At 48.0% G+C, this 18810-nt stretch carries 18 protein-coding genes; 12 read left to right on the top strand and 6 right to left on the bottom strand.

From position 1 onward, the window contains the following. Nucleotides 1-98 precede the first annotated feature (98 nt). Nucleotides 99-401 (top strand): HD domain-containing phosphohydrolase, encoded by a 303-nt coding sequence (locus tag H595_RS0113645; protein WP_027671712.1) that lies wholly within the window; start codon nucleotides 99-101, stop codon nucleotides 399-401. A 25-nt stretch (nucleotides 402-426) separates the two neighbouring features. Here the strand turns inward: H595_RS0113645 and H595_RS0113640 are convergent, their stop codons facing one another. Then, nucleotides 427-1575 carry an oxidoreductase gene (locus tag H595_RS0113640; RefSeq protein ID WP_240474900.1) on the bottom strand — a complete coding sequence of 383 codons (1149 nt, stop codon included), beginning with the start codon at nucleotides 1573-1575 and terminating at the stop codon, nucleotides 427-429. Between the two features lie 40 nt (nucleotides 1576-1615). Between H595_RS0113640 and H595_RS0113635 the strand changes: the two genes are divergently transcribed. After that, nucleotides 1616-2611, top strand: coding sequence for an SMP-30/gluconolactonase/LRE family protein (locus H595_RS0113635; RefSeq protein ID WP_027671710.1), 996 nt, complete (start codon nucleotides 1616-1618; stop codon nucleotides 2609-2611). Between the two features lie 6 nt (nucleotides 2612-2617). Here the strand turns inward: H595_RS0113635 and H595_RS0113630 are convergent, their stop codons facing one another. Next, nucleotides 2618-4585, bottom strand: coding sequence for an alkaline phosphatase D family protein (locus H595_RS0113630; protein WP_051219899.1), 1968 nt, complete (start codon nucleotides 4583-4585; stop codon nucleotides 2618-2620). A gap of 240 nt (nucleotides 4586-4825) precedes the next feature. Here H595_RS0113630 and H595_RS0113620 point away from each other — a divergent pair, with 240 nt between their 5' ends. From H595_RS0113620 to H595_RS0113605, 4 genes are all read left to right on the top strand, one after another. Continuing rightward, complete coding sequence (locus tag H595_RS0113620) at nucleotides 4826-5230, top strand: hypothetical protein (protein ID WP_027671708.1); 405 nt, start codon at nucleotides 4826-4828, stop codon at nucleotides 5228-5230. Further along, complete coding sequence (locus H595_RS0113615) at nucleotides 5214-5438, top strand: helix-turn-helix transcriptional regulator (RefSeq protein ID WP_027671707.1); 225 nt, start codon at nucleotides 5214-5216, stop codon at nucleotides 5436-5438. The genes H595_RS0113620 and H595_RS0113615 overlap by 17 nt, the downstream gene beginning before the upstream one ends. A 261-nt stretch (nucleotides 5439-5699) precedes the next feature. Next, nucleotides 5700-7112 (top strand): MATE family efflux transporter, encoded by a 1413-nt coding sequence (locus H595_RS0113610; protein ID WP_156885986.1) that lies wholly within the window; start codon nucleotides 5700-5702, stop codon nucleotides 7110-7112. Then, nucleotides 7112-7651, top strand: coding sequence for a hypothetical protein (locus H595_RS0113605; protein WP_027671705.1), 540 nt, complete (start codon nucleotides 7112-7114; stop codon nucleotides 7649-7651). Before H595_RS0113610 ends, H595_RS0113605 begins: the two co-directional genes overlap by 1 nt. A gap of 81 nt (nucleotides 7652-7732) precedes the next feature. Here the strand turns inward: H595_RS0113605 and gorA are convergent, their stop codons facing one another. Together gorA and H595_RS0113595 are read right to left on the bottom strand one after the other, a co-directional pair. Beyond that, on the bottom strand, nucleotides 7733-9091 hold the full coding sequence (gene gorA / locus H595_RS0113600) for a glutathione-disulfide reductase (RefSeq protein ID WP_027671704.1): 1359 nt from the start codon (nucleotides 9089-9091) through the stop codon (nucleotides 7733-7735). 95 nt (nucleotides 9092-9186) lie between these two features. After that, the gene (locus H595_RS0113595; protein WP_027671703.1) at nucleotides 9187-9762 is read right to left on the bottom strand and encodes a hypothetical protein; all 576 of its coding nucleotides are present in this window, start codon (nucleotides 9760-9762) and stop codon (nucleotides 9187-9189) included. A gap of 157 nt (nucleotides 9763-9919) precedes the next feature. Between H595_RS0113595 and prlC the strand changes: the two genes are divergently transcribed. The 5 genes from prlC (at nucleotide 9920) to H595_RS0113570 (ending at nucleotide 14602) form a co-directional block, all read left to right on the top strand. Then, on the top strand, nucleotides 9920-11968 hold the full coding sequence (gene prlC, locus H595_RS0113590; protein ID WP_037054819.1) for an oligopeptidase A: 2049 nt from the start codon (nucleotides 9920-9922) through the stop codon (nucleotides 11966-11968). 86 nt (nucleotides 11969-12054) lie between these two features. Beyond that, complete coding sequence (locus tag H595_RS0113585; RefSeq protein WP_027671701.1) at nucleotides 12055-12552, top strand: hypothetical protein; 498 nt, start codon at nucleotides 12055-12057, stop codon at nucleotides 12550-12552. 87 nt (nucleotides 12553-12639) lie between these two features. Beyond that, entirely contained in the window at nucleotides 12640-13341 is a 702-nt protein-coding gene (locus H595_RS0113580) for a DNA-3-methyladenine glycosylase I (protein ID WP_027671700.1), read from the top strand. Beyond that, the gene (locus H595_RS0113575; protein WP_051219898.1) at nucleotides 13341-14090 is read left to right on the top strand and encodes a class I SAM-dependent methyltransferase; all 750 of its coding nucleotides are present in this window, start codon (nucleotides 13341-13343) and stop codon (nucleotides 14088-14090) included. The genes H595_RS0113580 and H595_RS0113575 overlap by 1 nt, the downstream gene beginning before the upstream one ends. 38 nt (nucleotides 14091-14128) lie before the next feature. Continuing rightward, complete coding sequence (locus H595_RS0113570; protein ID WP_027671698.1) at nucleotides 14129-14602, top strand: peroxiredoxin; 474 nt, start codon at nucleotides 14129-14131, stop codon at nucleotides 14600-14602. A gap of 54 nt (nucleotides 14603-14656) precedes the next feature. Here H595_RS0113570 and H595_RS0113565 read toward each other — a convergent pair whose 3' ends face one another. Together H595_RS0113565 and H595_RS0113560 are read right to left on the bottom strand one after the other, a co-directional pair. Next, nucleotides 14657-15553, bottom strand: coding sequence for a glycosyltransferase family 2 protein (locus tag H595_RS0113565; protein ID WP_027671697.1), 897 nt, complete (start codon nucleotides 15551-15553; stop codon nucleotides 14657-14659). 22 nt (nucleotides 15554-15575) lie between these two features. Next, a complete protein-coding gene (locus H595_RS0113560) occupies nucleotides 15576-16487 on the bottom strand; it encodes a glycosyltransferase family A protein (protein ID WP_051219897.1) in 912 nt (303 codons plus the stop codon). 207 nt (nucleotides 16488-16694) lie between these two features. On the opposite strand from H595_RS0113560, the gene waaA reads away from it, so the two are divergent. Then, nucleotides 16695-18701: a lipid IV(A) 3-deoxy-D-manno-octulosonic acid transferase gene (waaA, locus tag H595_RS0113555; RefSeq protein WP_027671695.1), complete on the top strand. Its 2007-nt coding sequence runs from the start codon at nucleotides 16695-16697 to the stop codon at nucleotides 18699-18701. Nucleotides 18702-18810 lie beyond the last annotated feature (109 nt).

The following is an 18810-nucleotide window of genomic DNA, read 5'->3' as shown; positions in this document are numbered from 1 at the left end:
AAGCGAATTATCCATGTTGACTGGTATTAAGGGCGTGTTTTACACGAGTGAATATATAACTGAAGAGCCGGATGCGGTAATTCCGCACGTCCGGATCTGTGTGGGGGCGGCTCAGTAATGGGTCGTTCTACCACGATTACCACCACGAAAAATGGGATGGCAGCGGTTACCCGCATGGCTTGGTTGGTGAAGCTATTCCGCTTGAAGCGCGTATCGTGGCAGTATCTGACGTATTCGATGCCCTCACCAGTGCACGGCCTTACAAGCAAGCCTGGAGCATAGAAGACACACTAGCCTATATGCACGCGCAAAAAGGCCTGCATTTTGAACCTAGACTGGTAGAGCTGCTAGAGCAGAAACTGCCTGAAATTCTTGCTATCCGCCAACGTTGGGCAGAATAACCACCACCATATAGCTATCGGCTTTTTACTGCCTGCCTGCGAAAATCTGTACAACTCTGGCTTCATTGGCTGATTGCTCGGCCAGCTCAAGCATGTGCATTACTGCACAGGCTTGCTGTGGTGGTACCGGGTTGTTACCACCGCCATTAATCGCAGTAACAATCGCTGTGTAGTACTGCTGATAACATCCCACTGCCGTGCTATAGGGTGTAATTTGCTCATTTTGATACAACAAGCCGGGTTGGAGCTCAATGCCCCAGTTGGCATCGGCTGGCGTTAAGCCTTGTTTTAGCTGATCTTCTTGTATGTCCAAGCCAAACTTTTGCCAACTACCATGCTGTGCTTGCAGAGTAAAACGGGCCGAGGGCGCCGCTGCCAGCATAGAGGCGCCAAGGGTTACGCTAAAGTGACCGTAATCCAGCAACACGCTAAACCAGTCTGTTGTTGTTGCATCCGGCCGAACGGTTTTTAAACTGGCGCTAATCGTTTGTGGCAGGCCAAATAACACCAGACATTGATCCAGCAGGTGCGGGCCTAAGTCAAACCATAGCCCAGCACCCGGGCCAGCTTGTTCACGCCAGCGCTGGCGCACTTCTGGCCGGAAGCGGTCAAAGCGGGATTCCAGATGTGCAATTGGGCCCAGCCGACCACTGTTGATCAAGTGCTGCAGGCTTTGAAAGTCGGCATCAAAACGGCGGTTATGAAACACGGATAACAGCAGATGTTGCTCTTCAGCTAAGGCGGTTAAGGCGTTGGCTTCTTTAACAGTAAGCGCAAAGGGTTTATCCACCACGACGTGTTTGCCAGCGCGCAGCGCCCGTTCAGCTAAAGGCGCATGGCTATCGTTTGGGCTGGCAATAACCACCAAATCAATATCTGGCAATTGTACGGCCGTTTCGTAATCTGCCAGCACGATAATATCAGCGCCCAATTGCTGCTTAACCTGTGCCGCCTGAGATGAGGCAACATGCGTCAGCTTAATACCATGCGTTGCGCACAGCAGCGGCGCATGAAAGGTTTTGCCGGCGTAACCATAACCCACCAGCAGGGTACGAAGTTCAGAGAATGTTTGCATGCCAAGTTTAGCCTCAATGGTATAAGGGCTTACTTTGCGAAAATTAGCACAATTGTGCAACCGCAACTTTCCTTTAGTATACGTTTCACCTTTACTCATGCTAGCCTGCAAGTACTTGCCTGACTTACCGGATTTTTTTATGCGTTTCTCAGCTTTTGCATTATGTTTATTGATTGCCCCGGCACTTGCCAATATCACACCCTGGCCTGAGCAGCCGGTATCATCGCTTAACCCTGATATGCAAAAGGTGATAGCCGCAGAGGCAAAGCTTGAGCAGCTGGCCGAGGGGTTTAGCTGGGCGGAAGGGCCGATAGCTGAACCCGTTACCGGCGATATACTGTTTTCTGACGTACCTCAAAATAAAGTCTATCGCTGGAATGAACAACAAGGCTTAACAGTATATCTTCAGCCGTCCGGTTACACCGGTTTGTACCCACAGAATAACCGCCAACAGGGCGCGAACGGTCTGATCTTTAACAGTGAAAAGCAATTGGTGCTGGCGCAACACGGCGATCGCCGCTTAGCGCTGTTTAATGGCTTTGATAATGGTGTGCCGCAGTATCAAACTTTGGTGACAGCCTTTAACGGCAAGCTGTTAAACAGCCCGAACGATCTGGTGCAGCATAGCAGCGGAGCTTACTACTTTACCGATCCGCCGTATGGCTTAGCAGGCGGTGATAATTCAACAGAAAAGCAGCAAAGCGTAAATGGGGTATACCTGCTGGCGCCGGATGGCAATATCACGCTACTGGCTGACAATTTAACCCGACCCAATGGTCTGGCGTTTTCGCCGGATGAAAAGTGGCTGTATGTGGCCAATTCTGATCCTGCAGCGGCGCAGTGGTGGCGTTATGCGGTAAATAGCGATGGTAGCCTGGGTAAAGGTAAGCTGTTTTTTGATACCACCGTCCAGGTTAAGCAACTACCAGGTTTGCCTGATGGTTTAAAAGTACTACCGTCCGGCGTATTACTGGCCACCGGCCCAGGTGGCGTCTGGGTAATCTCGCCTGGCGGTGAGCATTTAGGCAGCATACAAACCGGTGTTGCCGCGGCTAATGTTGCGCTAAGTTTGGATAACAGTTGGCTGTATATTACTGCTAGTAGTTACTTGCTTAGAATTAAGCTGCAGCAATAACAACGGCTATTCCCAACGCGCGTCATCTTCGCTGATGTTAAAAGCGATGGCCTGGCCTTGCACCGTAAACTGAACAACCTGCTTAGGCGAGCCGTCGCTATGAAGCTCTACCAAACCTATGCCGGCTTGATTCAGCAAGCGCTCGCCAGCTTTAGCATTGTCAGGTTTGTGCGGCACTATTTTCATACTACGGCGTTTGGTCAACCAGTTAAGTGGCGATCGCGGCGAGTATAGCCAGCGGTTTAGCCGGTCTAACACATCTAACAATTTGACCGGAAACTGGTTTTTTAAACCGCTACTGGTAATTTGCCAGATATCAGGGCCGTCTTGCTGGCCGCGCAGGTTAACCTCGTAGACAAAAGAGTAGTGCACATCGCCAGATAAAATAACAAAGTGCTTCGGTGTTTTCGGGTGGCGAAACAGATTCATCAGTGCGTAAGCGGTGCCGCGGTGTGCCATCCAGTTTTCAGCATCTACTAATAGCGGTTTGCCAAAAAACGTAAACAATTTTTGAATGCCCTCAATAAGCTTTACGCCAAACACTGGCGCTGGGGACACCAGAACCACCGCATCGTGGCCGATTAAATCTTGCTGAAGTTCGGTAATGGCTTCCCAATCTAGCAGGCCAGAGGGTTTACCTAAGGCGATTTCTGAACGCCAGCGGCGGGTGCGGGTATCTAGCACCAGAAGAGGGGGCTCGGTAGGCCATTGATAATGCCATTGATTAAAACGTAACAAGTCGGTAATAAGTTGCTGGTGTTGCACTGAGCCGCTGTTGCTAAAGGCTAACTCTGCCTGATGTAACAGCTCGGGCGTAAACTTCTCTGGCGTATTGCCCCAACCCTGACACAACAAATAGCTAATCAACGCATTTCCAATAATGCGGCGGGAGAAATCATGGTTATAAGCGGTTTGCTCCCACTGTGCGGTTAGGTTCCAGTCGTCGGTGACATCGTGATCATCAAAGATCATGGCGCTGGGTAAATGCGCCAGTAAGCGTCTTACTTTACCCAGGCCAGCAGCAAACTGGTGAATAATCTTTTGCTGTGTCTGGTAGGTTTGCTGCTGCTCGGCACTCAGTGCGTTTGCCTGTTCGGTACTTAGCTCTGTTGCATCAGTTTGCCAGCCTGCTGGCGACCACACCAGTAAGTACATGCCCAGCATTTCTGCCAGGCTAATTAAGTGGTTGCGGGCGTTGTCAGAGGTGAAAACCGGCTTCTTCACGCCTTTAAATACCTGAGTGAGTACCGCCTGACTGGCCTCCGTTTTTGGCAGTAAGCTATCGCGCCGGTAATAGTAAGGGTGGCTAGTATGTAACTGTGCGGACTGGCTAACAACAGAGCAAGGCAGGCTTTCATCGGCAAAATCCAGTTGGCCGATAAGCTGATGAATAGCTTTTAGCATTGGCGCCGCAACATCATCAGCATAGATCTGATCGCCGCTCATCAGCAATAAAGCTGGCCATTGTTCTGGCGGATGTTGCTGCAGGTAATAATCAGCGGCTAGCAAACCGTCGTCAGAAGCAAAATGCGGCTTTCGACATGAGCCATGTAACAGCTTAGTGAGCTTGGTCTGAATAACAAAACCGGGGCTGCTACGATCGGGGTATATCAGATCAGGGGCCCATTGTTGCCAACCAAGCCAGTCCGGCTGTGGGCCGGCCTCTTTATTTGCTAGGCGTAAGTCATACCCGATCCAGCAGCCTTCGGGTAATGCTTGTGGTAATGGGATATGAATCAGCTGCAGAAACAGCTTTCCTGCGCAGCGAATGCTCTGAGTGTATTGCTGCATCTGTTGTGCACTGAAATAAATAGGCTCTGCGTTATCAGGTGTGAGGTCTAGTTGTAACTGCACTGGCTGCCTGGTTGCCAGCCATAGCGTAATGCTTTTCGCTGTGACTGCACGGAGCAGTGGCCCTGCCAAAACCATTGGCAGGGTGTGATCTAAGTTAACGTCTATTTCGCTAGCAGGCATTAACAGAATTATTCCCGTATTGGTCTTATGCATTCTGCAAAAGGCATCAGTATTACAACATTACTTATGGCGCTTGAAAATGCAATGAAAAAACAGAATACCTATCGTTTTGTCAGGTTAACTTGATATGGTCGTGATATTGCGCCATTGTGTCATATATACCTTACATATTGTAATGAGTTGGTGTCATATAATCTGTTATTCCATCAATAGTGATGGGCACACTTTTAGGAGAATGTTATGGCTAAATCAAAAGCTGAGATCACGTTCATGAAACGTTTTATGACGGCCATGGTTGTGTTTTTATTGTTAATTGCAATTCAAGCATTTTCGTTGGAGCTACTAAACATGCCGACATGGCTCAATGTAGCGGCGACGGTGTTGCCTGTCGCACCGCTAGTATGGGCATTTTTTATTTTCCGAACTCGCTATCGCACACTTGATGAATACATGAAAGCACTCACGGGTGAAGCGTTTTTATGGATGATTGGCCTTTTGTGCTTTTCATCATTTATCTACGGCATGCTGGCAATGAAGTTTCCAATGCCAGAAGTAAATCTAGCCTTTGTAATGCCTGCGGTTTTTGGTGGCCATGGTTTGATCGTTCAACTATTGGTTTGGAGAGACAATGAAGAATCGAATTAAGGTTTTGCGCGCCGAACGTGATTGGTCGCAACAAACATTAGCGCAGGAACTTGGCGTATCACGACAGGCGGTTAATGCCGTTGAACGAGGAAAGCATGACCCATCTTTACAGTTAGCATTTGATATTGCCAACATTTTTAATTTGCGTATTGATGATGTGTTTTTCCCAGAGAAAAAATTAAACACAGACAGCAACGAAGAAAGCTGAACCGAAACCGTATGCAAAGGCAACAACATGAATTACAAAAACTATAGCGGCTATTCAGGTGGGTGAACTCGAGGTAAACCTAAAGCAGTTCCCACTTACAGTGTCTTTGACATTCGTCACTAATTCACATAGTCTTTCCAGCAGGCTGCAGAGACGCCTTTCCGCTTAAGATGATATCACTCTGACACCATGTTTTAATCAGTTCATTACGAACTAAGTAGGCTTTGCGGAATGCCATATATACTTAGAGGTAATTGAATTGTGACATCTCAAAATATGCGTCAGGAAAACCCTGAACACAAACTCACTCCTTCTTCACTTGAAAGCGAAAAGCTTCGCAATTTGTACGTTAAAATCGCACTGCCCATGGCATTTGGCATGGTTTTAAGTGGTTTATACAATATGGTTGATGCGTATTTTATCGCTCAATATGTTGGTGATATTGGCTTTGCTGCGGTTTCTGCAATCTTTCCATTGCAAATGTTAGTGATTGCATTGGGCGCTTTCATCAGCAATGGCGTCAGTATAGTTGTAAGTCAATATTGGGGGGCAGGGCAAAACTCAAAAGCACAAACCGTCATCAATAATGCTTTTACCCTGGTATTACTGCTTTCTATTGTACTTGCCATCCTGGTGCTAAGTGCTACATCACCTTTACTAAGATCAAGTGGCGTAACGGATTTACTGTTTGATGATGCAAGGGCTTATTTTATTCCAGTGACTATGGGCGCAGTACTCGTATTGAGTCTGTCATTGATCACAGACCTATTACGCGCGCAAACCAAAATGCAGAGCTTGCTGCTAATTATCATCTTAGGCGCCGTAAGCAATGTAATACTAGATTACTTGTTTATTGCCGTGTTCAACTTTGGTGTCAGTGGTGCTGCTTACGCAACGATAATATGCCAATTAATGGGGCTATTACTGGGCATACGTTTATTGAATAATCCTACGCCACTATTATCAATTGAGAAACTTAGCTTTGCCCTGAACTTTGGCATAATAAACAAGTTCCTTAGTATAGGAATGCCTGTCTTTATCTCCTATTTTGGTGCTGCAGTAGTGATGGTGTTTCTCAATACGCGTATAAGTCAAAGTGACCTGATTGGCTCAACTCAATGGCTCGCCGCTTATGGCATTGTGAGTAGGATCAACATCTTTTTGATTTTGCCCCTCATTGCAATAAGCCATGCCAGTCAAACTATCATTGCTCACAACTATGGCGCTAAGAACTTTTTAAGGGTGAAAAACGCAGCAATAACCGGCGCCTTTATGGCCAGCAGTTACCTGGCTGTGATGACATTGTGTTTGCAGGTTTTCCCCAGACAGATTATCACCGTATTTAGTCCTCAAGAAAGCGTGCTCGCAAATAGCGAAACCATCATCGGTACAATGTTTATGTTGCTTCCTTTGGCAGGGGTGAGTGCTATATGTATCGCGTTTTTTCAGGCGACGGGAAGGGCAAAAAAGGCGATGCTACTTTCTAGTGCGCAGATTTATGTCTTTTTACTACCGGCTATGATTTTCATTTCTGCTAAATTTGAGTTGAGCGCGCTTTGGTATGCTTTTCCTCTCACTCATGTTCTTTCAGCTCTGTTAGCGATAAGCCTGGTATGGACGCACTTGCACAGATTAATACCACAAAGCCTGGGTAGTATGGAGGAAAAGGCATAGTGGAATTAGCATTAAATGAAGTAAAAGTTCAAGCCAAGAAGTTGCTCAAGGCTATAAAACGTGACCCGATACTGCAACAGCATATGGCACCTCAGCTTAAGCGCCTGGAGATCAAGGACGGCGATGACCTGCAATTAAAGCATTGCTTGACGATGCTTTCTCAACAAATAGGGTTCGCCAGCTGGCATCATGCCCAAAAAGTGCTATCCGGTAATGAAGACCTGCACAGTACACCTGATATGGGCAAGGTCTTCTATACCAAAGCCTGTGGAGGACTTATTAACCTGTGGTTTGCTCAATACCAACAAGCCAAAACTGTGTTAAGCGAAAATCCAAGTTCACGTTGGCTTATTCCTTATCAAAAACAATTTATTATTGTGGATAAAGACTACCTGAACTTACTCAAAGTGAGTAAGGGCTGTGAGGGGTACTGGCAAGACATCAATCATGATCTTTATGGGGGGTACAATAGCCAAGCTTGGGATAAATTAGCTTATATAATAATTCGAAACCGCACAGTTGACGGTGATACACCTTAGAAAAAATCACTGCCTAGCCAATATAGACAGTGATTGGTTATTTTCCAGGTTTATTGATATGTGTAGGATGCTTTTCCTACACTAGCCCCTAAGGGTAACAAATTCTTCGGCGCTAGTAGGGTGCAGCGCTACAGTGTTGTCAAAGTCAGCCTTGGTAGCGCCCATTTTTATTGCCACGGCAAAGCCTTGCAACACTTCATCCATACCCTCGCCAATACCGTGTAAGCCCACCACTTTTTCGTTGTCGCCGGTACATACCAATTTAAAGCGGCTAAGCGCCCGATGCGGGGTAATGGCGTTATACATGGCAGCAAAGTTAGAGCGGTATACTTTTACCTTGGAGGCGCCATATTGTTCAATCGCTTCTGCCTCTGTCAGCCCTATAGTGCCAATGGGAGGGTGGCTGAACACTACGGTTGGAATAAGTGAATAATCCATATGTGCATCGGGCAAGGCAGGGTTAAACAGCCGTTCGGCCAGCAAACGGCCTGCTTTTACTGCTACCGGGGTTAACTGGGCTTCGCCGGTAATGTCGCCAACGGCATAGATGCCATTAACATTGGTATTTTGATAGTTGTCGGTACGGATATAACCGTCTTTATCGGTTGCTACACCGGTCGCGGCCAAATTCAGCTTGTCTGCAGCCGGTTCGCGGCCAATGGCCCAAATAAGGCAATCTACGTTAGTAAACACGCTGCCGTTATCACAGCTAACGGTTAAGCTGCCGTCGCACATTTTTTCTACTTTATTAACATTAGATTGGGTGTGCAAATTCAACTTATCTTGTGCCATGCGTTCCAACAGCATATCGGTTATATCGCTGTCAAAGTTGCGCAGCGGCCGGTCTTTGCGTACCAGCAAATGCGTGTCGGTACCCAGCGCATGTAGCACACCAGCAATTTCTACTGCGATATAACCGGCGCCAATAACCAGGGCTTTTTTCGGCTGTGCTGTTAAGGCAAAAAAACCATCTGAGTCAATGCCGTGCTCTGCACCTGGAATATCAGGCCGTGTCGGGCGGCCACCTACCGCAATGGTAATGTGATCAGCCGTTATACGCTCGCCATTAACCTCGACAGTCTTGGCATCCACAAAGGTGGCGAAACCTTCAATTACGTTAACGCCGTTACTAGCAAAGCCTTTGTGGTAGCTGGCATGAATGCGCTGAATATAGGCTTCGCGGTTTTGTACCAGCGTGGCCCAATTAAAGCTATTTTGTAACACATCAAAGCCATAAGCGGGACTGTATTTCAGCGCTTCAGCGATATGGGCTCCGTACCACATCACTTTTTTCGGCACGCAACCAACGTTAACACAGGTACCGCCAACGGCTTTAGCTTCGATAACCGCAGCGCTGGCACCGCGTTGTGCTGCGCGGTTAGCGCTGGCAATACCACCGCTGCCGGCGCCAATGGCAAGATAATTAAAATGACGGGTCATAACACAGTTCCGGATAAATACACTGTGTTGTTTATAGGGTGTCGCCAGGGGTTTTACAAGCCCGGCACAGGAGCCAGCCGGGCAAATATCGTTTACTAAAGCTTTTTCAGGTCGATGGCATTGGCCAGCTTTAATATAGTGCTTTGTGCGGCATTGTCACCACGCAGGGTGATCATGGCGCCTGTAGGGGATAAAAGCTGGATTTCCAGGTTATCGCCATCAACTTTCTGCACTGCCTGAATACCTTGTATTTTAATGAGCTTACCGCCAGACATCGCAATCATTGACGGGTTGCTTAGCATTATTGAAAACGCCTGCAGCATAGGAGAGTCCATCATTAACTGTATTTCAATACGGTGATTGTCGTTATAGTAGTTGCGAGATGCCGTAATACCACCGCCAAACATTGCTGCACCGGCAACTTCACTGCTAGCGTCTTCGGCTTGCCAACCGGATGGTGCAGGAGGAAATGCATTTTTTACCTGCTCGCCTTTTTCCTGGCGAATAAGCGTGCTGGCATAGTCGAGCTGGGCAATGGCCTGTGACAACTCGCCGGCTTTATAGTGCTTGGTGGCTGACTCGATAGCTTCATCAATGTCAGATGCCAGAGCTTGGAAGCTTAAGCAACCACTTAATAGGCTAACAACCAGCGTTTTATAGTGTGTTTTCATGTTGTAGTTCACTCCGTTGATTAACAAATTGTGCACATTATAGTCAGTTAAAATCTATGCCGCCAATCGTTCTTCTTTGCATTGACAATATGGCGTATTGCCCCAACATTAATAACATTAGTGTATTGCCATATTATTTAATGTTTTAAGGTTTTTTATGACTGCAACCGACAATGTTTTGTTATCTTTTCCTGATTTACCGCCTTTTTCTGCCATTACACCGGAGCAGGTAAAGCCTGCAGTAGAGCAGGCTATCGCCCAGGCGCGCGCAGCTGTTGAGCGGGTTGTTGCCGCGCCAGAAGTAAGCTGGCATAGCCTGATTGAACAACTAGAGCAAGATAGTGACAGGTTAAGTAAGCTGTGGTCGCCGGTTGCGCATATGCACTCTGTTGTTGACAGCACCGCGCTGCGTGAAGCTTTTGAAAGCTGCTTGCCGCTGCTGTCTGATTTCAGCACCTGGCTGGGGCAGCACGAAGGTCTCTATCAAAAATATCAGCAACTGGCGCAAAGCACTGACTACGCTAATTTAACTGCGGCACAGCAAAAGGTTATTCAAAATGCATTGCGCGATTTTAAGCTATCAGGCATAGGTTTATCGGCAGATAAAAAGCAGCGTTATGGCGAAATTCAAAGCCGCTTGTCCGATTTAAGCTCGCAGTTTTCCAACAACACCCTCGATGCCACACAGGCTTGGTACAAGCATATTACTGATGCGGCAGAGCTTGCGGGGTTACCCGAAGACGCTAAGTTAGCTGCAGCAGAAGAAGCGCAAAGCCGTGACCTTACCGGCTGGGTGTTTACGCTGGAGTTCCCAAGCTACATTGCTGTAATGACCTATGCGGATAATCGTCAGCTGCGTGAAGCACTTTACAGCGCTTACTGCACGCGCGCGTCGGATCAAGGCCCAACAGCAGGCCAGTTTGACAACAGCGCCATTATTGAAGAAACATTGGCATTAAAGCACGAGCTGGCTCAATTGCTGGACTTTAACAACGCGGCTGAAGAGTCACTGGCTACCAAAATGGCACAAAGCCCGGCGCAGGTTTTGGACTTTTTACATGATTTAGCTAAACGCGCTAAACCACAGGCAGAGCAGGATTTAGCTGAACTTACCGCCTTTACTACCGCCGAGTTTGGTATTAATGAGCTGGCAGCTTGGGATGTCACCTACTATGCAGAAAAGCTCAAGCAAGCCCGGTATGCCATTTCTGACGAACAGTTGCGGCCGTATTTCCCGGAGCACAAAGTCGTTGCCGGTTTATTTGCTGTGCTAAATAAGCTGTTTGGTGTTGTAGTACGCCAACGTGAAGGTGTTGATGTTTGGCACAACGATGTGAAGTTTTACGATATCTTTGACCAAACCGGTGAACTGCGTGGCAGCTTTTACTTAGATTTATACGCACGGTCAAAAAAGCGCGGTGGCGCCTGGATGGATGATTGTCATGGCCGGCGTATACTGCCAGATGGCAGCGTGCAAACACCTGTAGCCTACCTTACTTGTAACTTTAATAAACCGGTCGGGGGCAAACCGGCATTGTTTACCCATGATGAAGTGGTTACCTTATTTCACGAATTTGGCCATGGCATTCATCATATGCTCACAAAAGTAGACGCTGCAGCTGTCGCTGGTATAAATGGTGTGGCATGGGACGCCGTGGAGCTGCCAAGCCAATTTTTAGAGAACTGGTGCTGGCAAAGTGAAGCGCTGGCTATTATTGCCGGGCATTATGAAACAGGCGCAGCACTGCCAGACGATTTATTAGAAAAAATGCTAGCCGCTAAAAATTTCCAATCGGCGATGTTCCTTGTCCGTCAGCTGGAATTTGCCCTGTTTGATTTTCGTTTACATGCCGAGTACGACCCCGCGCAGGGCGGCCGCGTGCAGCAGATGCTGGATGACGTCCGCACAGAAGTATCGGTAATAATACCGCCACGTTTTAACCGCTTTCAGCATGGTTTTGGTCATATTTTTGCCGGTGGTTATGGTGCTGGGTATTACAGCTATTTATGGGCTGAGGTACTGTCGGCTGATGCGTTTGGCCGTTTTGAGGAAGAGGGTATTTTTAATGCCGACACCGGCCGTGATTTTCTGCGCTGGATTTTAGAGCGCGGTGGCAGCGCGGAACCTATGGAGTTATTTAAAGGCTTCCGAGGGCGAGAGCCAAGCAATGCCGCTTTGCTGCGGCATATGGGCATAGCGGGCTAGTTGCTGTTGTGATGATTAATTTAGCAATTCATTGCCAATTCATACCCGCTCTGCCAAGCTCAATGCCAAACAGCGGAGGAAAGTAAATGCGCACTAAGTTATTGATACTGATAATGACAACCCTTGCTCTGACGGCTTGCCAACAGGGCCAGGCCAGCAACGACCCCAGTGTCGAGCGATTGCCACCTCAGCCGTTGGTCGAGCCAATTGATCCGACAACTGATCCGGTGGCGGCGGTTAAAGCGAGGAAGAAACAAATGATAGACCAGCAACCATTATCGGCAATGCGTGCCGAAATTATGGCACTGATAGGTGACGCACAAGCGGATAACATTCAACAGTGCCGGGTGGTAGAGTTTGGTAGTAAGCCTTGCGGTGGGCCAGCCAGTTATATTGCATTGTCTACTAAAGATGGCAACGAAAGCGAAATTATGGCGCTGATTAGTAAATATAATGCGGCACAAAAAGCGGAAAATGCCCGCTTGGGTTTAATGTCCGACTGTGCAGTGGTGCCAAAGCCTGGAGTGATACTCGAAAATGGGGTTTGTACGTTAAAAGGTGCAGGCAACGGTTCTGTGTTTTAACCCACAGTATTTGACGTAATTGTTCTGGCCGGATTATAAGGGCAGCAGTTAGACTGTTGCCCGTTTTAGTTTCTAAAGTAGAGTAATATGGATACTGCTGAATCTTTTGCGCGTATTTATCAGCGTGCTTGCGAGCGTAAAGGCGGCGCGGCTGCATTGGAGGCCTTGCTTGGGCAAAGTGCCAACGCTGACGATATTGCCGCCATCCCCGATAACCTGTTACTAGGTGAGCTAACCAAAAAAGTATTTCAATCCGGTTTTGTCTGGCGGGTTGTAAGGCAGAAATGGCCTGGCTTTTGTGAGGTGTTTTTCGATTTTGCCATTGAAAAAATTTTACTGATGAGCGACGAAATGCTCGAAGCAAAAGCGCGCGACGAACGTATTATCCGCAACGCAAGTAAAGTGTTTACCATTCGCCACAACGCTATGATGATTGATGATATTGCGATGAAACATGGCAGTTTTGCCAAGTTTATTGCCAACTGGCCAAGCAGTGACATTATTGGCCTGTGGGCTTATCTTAAAAAGCACGGAGCACGTTTAGGCGGCAATACCGGGCCCTACGCATTGCGGGCTATTGGTAAAGATACCTTTATTTTAAGCGAGGATGTTGAAGCATACCTGCGGGCCACCAGGGTGTTTGACGGTGGAATTACCAGCAAACGCAGTTTGGCACAAATTCAACAGCAGTTTAATGTATGGCAGCAAGAGTCGGGGCGCAGCCTGCAGCAAATAAGCCAGATCATAGCGTTAAGTGTTGGCGAAAATTTTGTCGGTATGGCACGGTAATGGCCTTGAGTATCTTAGCCAGTTCACTGCTAGATGCTGACTATGCGGCTAGTTTATGTCAGCAGTTTGGCCTAACGCTTGCCGATGAAGTAAGCGGCTGGCATTTAGCCTGGCATAATGATGCGTTGGTGCTGAGAAACGCTGAGCTGCCAAAACAGGGCGATATTGTGGTCGATTTTGCCAGCGGTGCCGCCAGTTACCGGCGCTTGCATGGTGGAGGTAAAGGCGAGGCGATAGCCAAAGCCTGTGGCTTGAATAAAAAGCGCGAATTAACGGTGTTAGACGCAACAGCGGGTCTTGGCCGTGATGCTTTTGTGCTGGCGAGTCTTGGCGCCAGCGTTACCTTAGTTGAACGTAATCCGGTTGTCGCAGCGCTGTTATATGATGGGTTACGCCGGGGCTGTAATATTACTGAGCTACACTGGTTAGCCAAGCGTATGACATTACTGCATAGCCCGGGTATTGATGCGTTACAACAGCACCCGACAGTGGATGTGGTTTACTTAGATCCTATGTTTCCGCCACGGGATAAAACTGCCTTGGTAAAAAAGGAAATGCGTGCCTTTCACGATGTTGTGGGTAGTGACACCGATGCAGATGCCTTGTTGGCACCAGCATTGCTGCTGGCGCAAAAAAGGGTGGTGGTGAAACGGCCTGGCTATGCTGATTTTCTGGCTGGGAAGGCACCGACTATGTCGGTAACGGGTAAGAATAATCGGTTTGATGTGTATATAAACGCCGCTATTTAATAGTGTGGCTTAGCAATTAACTTAACAGGGAAACAGCGATGATCAAAATAGGCGACAAGTTACCAGAGGTAAGTTTTTCACAACTGACCAAAGAAGGCGTAATGAACCCCACCACCAGCCAAATTTTTGCCAACAAAAAAGTGGTATTGTTTGCTGTACCTGGTGCGTTTACGCCTACTTGCTCAGCGGCGCACTTACCGGGCTACATTACACTGGCCGACCAAATTAAAGCCAAGGGCGTTGACGCTATTGTGTGTACTGCGGTAAACGATGCGTTTGTTATGAGTGCCTGGGCAAAAAGCCAGAATGCGGAAGAAATTGTATTTTTAGCTGATGGTGGTGGCGCGTTTCATAAGGCGATTGGCCTGACAATGGAAACTGCTGATTTTGGCGGTGTGCGTTCACAGCGTTATGCTATGATTGTCGAAAACGGTGTTGTAACACTGTTAAATGTTGAAGCACCAAAAACGTTTGAAGTCAGTAAAGCTGAAACCATTTTAGCCGCGCTGTGATTAACTTGCAGTATGCCGCCAGAGCGACTGGGCGGCATATTGCAAAACATAGGTTTAGCGGGCGTTGACTATTTTCCAGCCATCAGCGCGGTATTTATCCACAATGGCACTGCGGGTGCTACGATGATCTTGGGTTTGGTATGTGGCAACTTTTAACCGGCCAACTGCTTTGCCAAAATCTGGCCGGCAACACCATAAAGACTGATCTGCTTCTGGGTGAGGTGGTACTAGGGTTTTAATACCGCCATGTTTTAATGCCATATAAGATAAGTGGATATCTTCACCGTTATCCCAATACTCAGGCTCCTCAATCCACATATAACGCACGTAGCTTTTACGCATAAACCAAGCGTGACCAACTAAATCAACCTCAGTTACGGCGCTGTTTTGTGCGCCATTCCAGCCGGCTTTGTTTTTACTGGCATATCCACCCTCAGCGGGCAGTAACACACCGGAGCCACCGAGAATACCATCGTGGCCGGCTTCAATAGTATTTAGACAATTTTCAAACCAGCGTGGTTGGGGCAGAATGTCGTCATCAAAAAAAGCAACAAATTCAGTACGTACCAGACTGGCCAGTGCAAAACGGCCCCAGAACAGGAAGTTTGTGTTCGACACTACGACCCGATCGGCCAGAGCAGAAACATCCAGTAACTGATCTTCGCTGCGGTTTGACCATACCCAGATTTCATCAGGTGGTATAGTTTGGTTGCGTAGTGCGGTAATTTGCTCAGCGAGATATTCGGCACGGCGATAAGCAGTAAGAATAACGGTAATGCCGCTTTTTTTAGCTGCTGGCATAGGTGTGGCATCGCTGTTAAATACAATAGTATCAGCCGGCGCTGCCAGTTTACGTTTTATCGCACCAGATAGTTTAACGCGCCAAAAGCCTAATACCCGCGTAGACCACCACCAGCGTATACTTTGCGAAATCGTTTTTTTACGTGCCATAATTGTCTCTATTATTTCATTTTTATTTATTAATAAGTGCCGACTTAACGCGGCGAATGGCTTTACGAACTACCGAAATTTTACTGTCTTCTTTATAACGGCCTTTTTCAGCGTGGCGAATAAGCAGCAAATTGGGTAAGGCTATTGGTACACCATGGGTGCCTAACAACCAGCGTACGGCACGGTCTTCGTAGGTTTTAGTCCAGTGGTATTTGGGTTTTTGGTATACCGCTAAATCGTCACAGTAACCGCAGGCGCGCGCAACATCGCCATGAATAATCTGAATAGCGCCGGTCGCACGGTCAAATTTACGCGGTTTAAACTTGCTGGTATCTACTTCCAATAACTCGGTTTTATCTTTGCCAGCGGAAATCATCGGATCGGCTTCTGTTAGCAGTGGCGTTACTAACAATGTATCAGGGAAAACTAAAATATCTTGCCGGCCCTTCAACAGCTGTTCAAGCGTGTCTAAGCAGCCTTCGTGAAATACCATGTCGCAATCGGCGAACCAAATCCAGTCGGCGAGAGTGTGTTTAGACGCGTGGTTGCGGCCTATGGCGCGGCGCAGCAGCAATGGCGTTGGTAATTCCTGAAAATTCCACTCTACATTGGGCACGTCAATAGTTTGAAAATGCTTAAGCAGCTTAGCGGTTTCTACATCTTCTGCAGAATAAAATACGGTAAACCGCACTTGCATCTGCGTTGGCGGATACTTTACCAGCGAGCTTAGCTGATAAACAAAAAAGCGCGCGTAGTTCCAGCAATGGCTGACAATTTCTATTTTTAAATTGGCATCTACCATCCGCAGGTTGGCTTTCACCGGTTGGTTTTTAATAAAAGCCGTGGCAGGGAAATAGCCTGATGCGGCAAAGCGCAATAAAAACTCTTTTACGCCATCGAACATGGCCGGTTGCTGGTGTTTAGGTAGCGCCATAATAAGCTCCAAAGACCCACAGTGTGTGTGCAGCTGCAAAAGCTGGGATCGAACAACAAATATGCCCGCTAGCGTAGCATTTAATGCCGTTTTGAAACAGAATCTTTTGGTATCAGCAGGTTAAATTTGGCATTATGGCGGCCATTGCGCTTTGCCTGTTAAGGCGCCCGTATTCTAAGCCTGACTGTTAACCGCAGGGAATCGTTAATGCCACAGCTGTTTGTCCGTGTTTGCTATAGCGTGCTTATTTATCTTGTTACTGTGCCTGCGGTGCTGTATCTGCTTTGGCGCTCGGGCAAAGATAAACGCTACCGCCAACGCTTGGCTGAGCGGTTTGCCTGGCAGACAGTACCGGCCAATGCACGTGGTGGTATTGTTGTGCACGCGGTATCCGTGGGTGAAGTGGTGGCGGCTACGCCACTTATTCACGCCTTGCAGCAGCGCTATCCGCATCTTAGATTAACCATAACCTGCACGACACCAACCGGCTCTGAACGCATTAAACAAACCTTTGGCGACAGTGTTTACCACTGCTATTTGCCAGTAGATACCCCAGGGGCGGTATCACGCTGGCTAAACAAGCTGCAGCCACAGGCGGTGGTGGTGTTGGAAACTGAGTTGTGGCCGAATGTATTGCAGCAATGCCGCCGTGCACTTATTCCCACCATAGTGGTCAATGCCCGCTTATCGGCTCGCTCGGCTCGCGGTTATAGGCGCTGGCATGCATTTTCTCAGCTGGCGCTGAGCAATATTAGCGTGTTGTTAGCCCAAAATAGCCACACCGTTCGGCGTTTTAAAGCGCTTGGTTGCCAGGCCGAGCATTTGGTTAGCGGAAACCTGAAGTTTGATATGGCACCAGCGGTTGCGGCATTGGAGGGCGTGTTTGCGCAGTTTACGCCAGTACTGGCAAAGCGTCAGGTGTGGGTGGCGGGCAGTACCCATGTAGGTGAAGACGCATTACTACTTAGTGCTTATCAGCAGCTAAAACCTCAGTTCCCAGAGTTACTGCTGTTATTAGTCCCACGTCATCCTGAGCGTTTTAACGCCGTGGCACTGCAAGTGCAGCAAGCCGGATTACAATTGTTACGTCGCAGCAGTAATGCCCCAGTGTGTGATGCAACAGATGTGCTGCTTGGTGACAGCATGGGGGAGTTGATGGTTTGGTATCAGTTGGCTGACGTGGTGTTTATTGGCGGCAGTTTAATTGAGCGTGGTGGCCATAATCCGCTGGAGGCAATGTCGCTGGGTAAAGCGATACAAAGCGGGCCACATGTGTTTAATTTTGCACAGGCGTATCAATGGCTACATAAGGCAAAGGCGGTTAATTGGGTCAGCGATGAAGCCTCTCTGGTAAGCAACACGGCGCAGTTACTCTTGCAACCTCAGGTGCGTAAACAGCAAGGCGAGCAGGCGCTCGCGTTGTATCAACAACAGTCAGGAGCGGCAGTGCGCAGTTGTCAGGCTATTGCCGACTATCTTGGGCCGGATACGGATAGCTTTTGCGTTGGAGTGCAGCAACGCGGGGTAAGCTGGTATCAGCGTGATGTGTTTCACCACGAGACTAACCTGAGCTTTGTACCTGAGAATTGGCAACAACAAGGTGCGGTTATTGGCCAATCTAAAGGGCGGAATATCGCTTGGTTTGTGCGCCACAACGACACAAATTTTGTCTTGCGGCATTATTACCGTGGAGGCTTGGTAGGTAAGGTAATACAGGATAAATTTTGCTTTCAACGGGTGCTGCGTAGCCGTGCCATGCAGGAGTTTGCCTTACTACGACATATGCGCCGCTGCGGCTTACCTGTTCCCAGACCTCTTGCCGCGCATTATCAGGTATCTGGCGGTTATTATCGCGCTGATCTAATAATTGAACTCATTGCCGCTAGCCGTGATCTTTATACGGTGCTTTGTGCTTCGGAAGCGCTGACAGTTTTGCAGTGGCAGCAGTTGGGGGCACTGATTGCCCGCTTTCATCAACAAGGGGTTTATCACTCAGATCTTAATTGTCATAACATTCTGCTGGATCAGCATGGTGAGTTTTGGCTGATTGATTTTGATAAATGCGCAATTCGACCAAACGGACATTGGCAGCGCGATAACCTGGCACGGTTACAGCGGTCGTTAGTAAAAGAACGCGGTCTGCACGCTGACTTTGCCTGGCATGAACAACACTGGTTAGCATTGCTAGATGGTTACAATCGACAGTCTGCCTGAAAAAATAGACGATTAATCGCAGTTTTTCGCTGTTTATTCACGCTAGGTTCACTTTTTATCTTGGTTTCGCCCTTGGTGTAAACGCCTTTATTTGATATAACAACATGCA

The sequence above is a fragment of the Rheinheimera baltica DSM 14885 genome, from assembly GCF_000425345.1.
Taxonomy (GTDB): domain Bacteria; phylum Pseudomonadota; class Gammaproteobacteria; order Enterobacterales; family Alteromonadaceae; genus Alishewanella; species Alishewanella baltica.
The sequence above is the reverse complement of the archived record's forward strand: the minus strand, read 5'-3'. Positions and strand labels throughout refer to the sequence as shown.

What these genes read in the sequence shown, in the direction of transcription:
- H595_RS0113630 (WP_051219899.1), bottom strand. Translation starts at nt 4,585, where the DNA reads ATGCCTGCTAGCGAAATAGACGTTAACTTAGATCACACCCTGCCAATG.
- H595_RS0113585 (WP_027671701.1), top strand. Translation starts at nt 12,055, where the DNA reads ATGCGCACTAAGTTATTGATACTGATAATGACAACCCTTGCTCTGACG.
- H595_RS0113615 (WP_027671707.1), top strand. Translation starts at nt 5,214, where the DNA reads ATGAAGAATCGAATTAAGGTTTTGCGCGCCGAACGTGATTGGTCGCAA.
- H595_RS0113620 (WP_027671708.1), top strand. Translation starts at nt 4,826, where the DNA reads ATGGCTAAATCAAAAGCTGAGATCACGTTCATGAAACGTTTTATGACG.
- H595_RS0113640 (WP_240474900.1), bottom strand. Translation starts at nt 1,575, where the DNA reads ATGAGTAAAGGTGAAACGTATACTAAAGGAAAGTTGCGGTTGCACAAT.
- H595_RS0113575 (WP_051219898.1), top strand. Translation starts at nt 13,341, where the DNA reads ATGGCCTTGAGTATCTTAGCCAGTTCACTGCTAGATGCTGACTATGCG.
- H595_RS0113560 (WP_051219897.1), bottom strand. Translation starts at nt 16,487, where the DNA reads ATGGCGCTACCTAAACACCAGCAACCGGCCATGTTCGATGGCGTAAAA.
- H595_RS0113565 (WP_027671697.1), bottom strand. Translation starts at nt 15,553, where the DNA reads ATGGCACGTAAAAAAACGATTTCGCAAAGTATACGCTGGTGGTGGTCT.
- H595_RS0113595 (WP_027671703.1), bottom strand. Translation starts at nt 9,762, where the DNA reads ATGAAAACACACTATAAAACGCTGGTTGTTAGCCTATTAAGTGGTTGC.
- waaA (WP_027671695.1), top strand. Translation starts at nt 16,695, where the DNA reads ATGCCACAGCTGTTTGTCCGTGTTTGCTATAGCGTGCTTATTTATCTT.
- gorA (WP_027671704.1), bottom strand. Translation starts at nt 9,091, where the DNA reads ATGACCCGTCATTTTAATTATCTTGCCATTGGCGCCGGCAGCGGTGGT.
- H595_RS0113580 (WP_027671700.1), top strand. Translation starts at nt 12,640, where the DNA reads ATGGATACTGCTGAATCTTTTGCGCGTATTTATCAGCGTGCTTGCGAG.
- prlC (WP_037054819.1), top strand. Translation starts at nt 9,920, where the DNA reads ATGACTGCAACCGACAATGTTTTGTTATCTTTTCCTGATTTACCGCCT.
- H595_RS0113570 (WP_027671698.1), top strand. Translation starts at nt 14,129, where the DNA reads ATGATCAAAATAGGCGACAAGTTACCAGAGGTAAGTTTTTCACAACTG.
- H595_RS0113635 (WP_027671710.1), top strand. Translation starts at nt 1,616, where the DNA reads ATGCGTTTCTCAGCTTTTGCATTATGTTTATTGATTGCCCCGGCACTT.